Below are 4,053 nucleotides of genomic sequence, written 5' to 3'. Positions count from 1 at the left end.
CAATGGTCGACGATCGGCCAGGACTGGAACACACTAGTCCTCGTCGACTGACTCAGTCTTCGAGGTCTAAGCGGTCGAGCCCGTAGCCCAAGCATCCTCCTCGGCGTACGGGAACCAGCCCGGTGTGCCGTAGCGGGAAGCCACACTGGGAAAGAGTTCTTGCCACGTCTGCGTTTTCAGCGCCAACGTGACCCACTCGACATCACGTTCGATGGCCTCACGATAGCTCACGGCTGGCACGTACCCTACTGCATTGCGAGCGCGCTCCATGGAGCAGACGAACGGTCGGGCGCAGTCCCAAGGAGTCGCGCCCAAGTTGCCGACTGCGGCACCGGGGAAACTAAGAATCTCCGGTTCGTGTCCCATTACCTCGAACACGGTGCGTGCGATCTCCCGCGTTGACAGCCCTTCCTCGTCGACCGCATTGAGGACTCCGGCACCTGGGTGCTGAACACAGGCGAGCGCCAGCGCCGCCACGTTTGCCGTCGACGACGTGCTGAATCGCGATTCGCCGCCTCGTGAGAGAACAACTCGAGGGCGTCCGTCGAAAACGCGCTGCATGAAATAGAACTCGCGAAGCTTGGGGCTTCGGGGGCCGTGGACGGCTCCGGGGCGCAAGATGCTTACCGGAACCGTCGAGCGTGTCGAGAGACGGCGTTCCATCGCCGCCTTCATAGGACCATATGTGGGTCGATCGTTTTCTATCGTGGCGCAATCTTCAGTGATGGGCACCGGGAAGTCCGGAAAGTCGGCATCGCTCGTGGCGATGTCAAAGTACGACCCGTTCCGACCCTGGTAGACGGAGCCGGTTGAGATCGCAATGAGAGAACCGACGTCACTTCCGAGAGAAACCAACTGGTCGGCGTGAGACTCCGTGTACGGCACCGTGTCAATCACTACATCAGATCCGCGCGCAGCAGCGCGAAGCGCGACAGAGTCCTCGCGATCCAAGACGATCCACTCCACGTCGACGGACGGCCCCGGCTTGCTGCCGCGGTGCGCGGCGCTGACGTGAAATCCCTCCTTCGCCAGTAGCTCGCAGATTGCGCTGCCGATCTGGCCGCTGCCACCGATGACAAAAGCCTTTCTCATGCCTGAATGCACCGGCTAGCGGATTCGTCGGTCGAGGCCGTCGGCCACGAGCTGCTCGGCGATCTCCACGACGCGCGTGCCCTCGGCAAAGGTTACGATCCCCTTCGCTTTGCCGGAGAGCACGGAATCGCGGAACGCCTCGTGCTCGGCGAGCAGGGGCTCCTTTCGATCGAGCGCAAAGCGCGTCGAGTCGCCCTCGGAGACGCCGCGGAACTCTCCCGGATCCCATGCGACTTGGATGCGGCCGTTCTCATAGAAGCTCAGGTCAGCGGTTAAAGTATCGGCGACAAGCACGCCCTTTTCTCCGGTGACAATCGTGATCCGCTCCTTAAAAGGGGTGAGCCAGTTCACTATGTGTGACACAATTGCGCCGCCGCTAAGCGTGCCGACGGCTGTCACCATGTCTTCGTGGGGGCGACCGCTGCGGAACGTGGTGCGAGCGTTGACCGACACATATTCCTGCTGGGCGACCCAGGCGGTGAGGTCGATGTCGTGCGTCGCGAGGTCTTTGATAACACCAACGTCAGCGATACGTCCCGGAAACGGCCCCTGGCGTCGTGTGGCGATTTGATAGATCTCGCCGAGCAGTCCGTCTTCAATGCGCTGTCGCGCAGCGCGCAGCGCCGGGTTGTAGCGCTCGATGTGGCCGACGCCACCAACAAGGCCCCTTGCTGCGAAGATGTCCCGCAGGGCACGGGAATCTTCGGCCGTGGAGGCGACCGGCTTCTCGATAATCGCGTGCACACCGGCGTTGGCCAGTCGCGTGCCCATTTCGAGGTGGCTCGCGGTGGGCGCTGCGACTACCGCGTAATCGATACCGAGCTCGAGAAGCTGATCGAGATCCTGTAGAACGGGTCTGTCATGCACGCGGTCAGGAACACTGGGGGCGGGGTCAAAGGCACCCACGAACTCGACGCCGTCGAGACTCGAAAGCACTCGAGCGTGGTTGCGTCCCATTACGCCGAGCCCGAGGAGGCCAGCGCGCAAAGTCATGCCCCGGCCTTCGCCACGGTGTTAACCGCTTCGACGATGGAGCCAAGCTCGTCGTCGGTAAGCGAGGGATAGATAGGCAATGAGAGAACCTGCGCTGTCGCCACTTCGGTAACCGGAAGGTCAAGGTTGAGCTTGAATGACGGGAGGCGATGGATCGGCGTTGGGTAGTACGCTCCGCTACCGACGCCCCGCCGCGCGAGCTGCTCGGCGAACGCGTCACGATCGTGGTCGACGATGCGCACTGTGTACTGGTGGAACACATGCACTGCGCCCGGCGCGGTAGGTGGCGTCACAACGCCCTCGAGGTTCTCGTTGAGGAACGCGGCGTTTGCCTGGCGCTGTGCGGTCCAGCCCGCGAGTTTGGTGAGCTGCACCCGTCCGATGGCCGCGTGGATATCGGTCATGCGCGTGTTGAACCCCACGACCTCGTTCTCGTAGCGGCGTTCCATACCCTGGTTGCGCAGAACGCGTGCCATTCGTGCAACCTCCTCGGAGGGCGTCGTGATCATGCCACCCTCGCCCGCGGTCATGTTCTTCGTGGGATAAAACGAGAAGCTTCCCGCGATGCCCCAGGCACCCACGGGAATGCCGTCGACGGATGCAGCGTGCGCCTGAGCGGCGTCTTCGAAGAGCAGCAAGCCGTGTTTCTCAGCGATCGCCTTGATGGCGACCAGGTCGGCAGGATGCCCGTACAGGTGCACGGGCATGATCGCCTTCGTACGCGGGGTAACTGCTGCCTCGATTGCAGCCACATCCGTTGCGAAGTAGTCGAGTTCGATGTCGACAAACACTGGCGTGGCGCCCGTCAGGGCCACGGAGTTGGCAGTCGCTGCGAAGCTGAACGACGGAACGATTACCTCGTCGCCCGGGCCGACGCCTGCGGCCAGGAAGGCCATGTGCAGGGCCGACGTGCCGGAGTTGACCGCGACAGAGTGCAGCCCGTTGACGATCGCGGAGAACTCGGTCTCGAACGCCGCGACCTCGGGCCCCTGGGCGAGCATGCCCGAACGCATGACGCGATCGACCGCCGCGCGCTCCTCATCGCCTATCTCTGGCCGTGCTGCTGAAATCATCGTTACTGCACCTCTATCAATTCGTCGTCGCTGACCTCGCGGTAGCGCGCTCCGGTAACCGGGCAGAGCCATTCTCCCGGTGAATCTTCTTTCAGGGGATGGCCAGTTGTGCCGACCCAGCCCACGCGCCGGGCGGGACTGCCGACCACGAGCGCAAAGTCTGGGACATCCTTCACTACGACAGCGCCCGACCCTACGAGTGCCCAGCGCCCGATCACGACGGGAGCGATGCAAGTTGCGCTTGCACCGATCGACGCGCCCTCGCGGACGTCTACGCCCACGGGGTGCCAGTCGTCAGCGCTCTTAGGGGTGCCATCGGCGTTGATGGCGCGTGGGAAACGGTCATTGGTGAGAACCGCGGCCGGGCCGATAAAGACGCCGCGCGCGAGCTTGGCCGGCTCGTACACTAGGGCATAATTCTGAATCTTGCAGCTGTCGCCCACCTCGACGCCCGTGCCAATGTATGCTCCGCGGCCCACCACGACATTTTCGCCGAGCTTGGCGTCTTCTCTAACCTGCGCGTAGTGCCAGACACGAGCCGTCGTCGCAATGACGGCAGATCCCGCGACGTCGGCGGTCTCGTGCACGCTGGGGTGTGGGGCGTTCAACATATCTCCGGACGAGAGGAATCAGAATCTTCAAACACGACAATCCTACCTAGGGATTGTGGTGGGCTCGGTCTTGCGCGCCGCTCCCGGAGCATCCCACCGACGAGCGATTCTGCTGGTACCCGTTGGAGGTAGAGTGCGTGCGGTCGGTACGATAATATTTCCCCTCGCCTCGGTGGCCTTAGTCGTGGAAGAAGCCAGATGTACGAGAATCTCCGCGTAGCCGTCGTTGAGCCGGCATTCGCGCGACGGCGTCTGCAAGACAGACGCCCTACGCCGCAAGCCGG

Annotated in this window: 4 protein-coding genes; all 4 read right to left on the bottom strand. The window is 63.0% G+C overall.

All coding sequences use genetic code 11. The features are described from left to right. Positions 1 to 66 precede the first annotated feature (66 nt). From RMN95_RS15235 to RMN95_RS15220, 4 genes are read right to left on the bottom strand one after another with little or no spacing between them, the layout of a single operon-like run. Positions 67 to 1,092 (bottom strand): NAD-dependent epimerase/dehydratase family protein, encoded by a 1,026-nt coding sequence (locus RMN95_RS15235; RefSeq protein ID WP_309617756.1) that lies wholly within the window; start codon positions 1,090 to 1,092, stop codon positions 67 to 69. 15 nt (positions 1,093 to 1,107) lie between these two features. Then, on the bottom strand, positions 1,108 to 2,085 hold the full coding sequence (locus RMN95_RS15230; RefSeq protein ID WP_309617755.1) for a Gfo/Idh/MocA family oxidoreductase: 978 nt from the start codon (positions 2,083 to 2,085) through the stop codon (positions 1,108 to 1,110). Beyond that, positions 2,082 to 3,158: a DegT/DnrJ/EryC1/StrS family aminotransferase gene (locus RMN95_RS15225; RefSeq protein WP_309617754.1), complete on the bottom strand. Its 1,077-nt coding sequence runs from the start codon at positions 3,156 to 3,158 to the stop codon at positions 2,082 to 2,084. The genes RMN95_RS15230 and RMN95_RS15225 overlap by 4 nt, the downstream gene beginning before the upstream one ends. A gap of 2 nt (positions 3,159 to 3,160) precedes the next feature. Beyond that, a complete protein-coding gene (locus tag RMN95_RS15220) occupies positions 3,161 to 3,769 on the bottom strand; it encodes an acyltransferase (protein WP_309617753.1) in 609 nt (202 codons plus the stop codon). Positions 3,770 to 4,053: the final 284 nt, after the last annotated feature.

This window comes from Salinibacterium sp., assembly GCF_031364185.1.
In the GTDB taxonomy this organism is placed as follows: domain Bacteria; phylum Actinomycetota; class Actinomycetes; order Actinomycetales; family Microbacteriaceae; genus Rhodoglobus.
The sequence above is the reverse complement of the archived record's forward strand: the minus strand, read 5'-3'. Positions and strand labels throughout refer to the sequence as shown.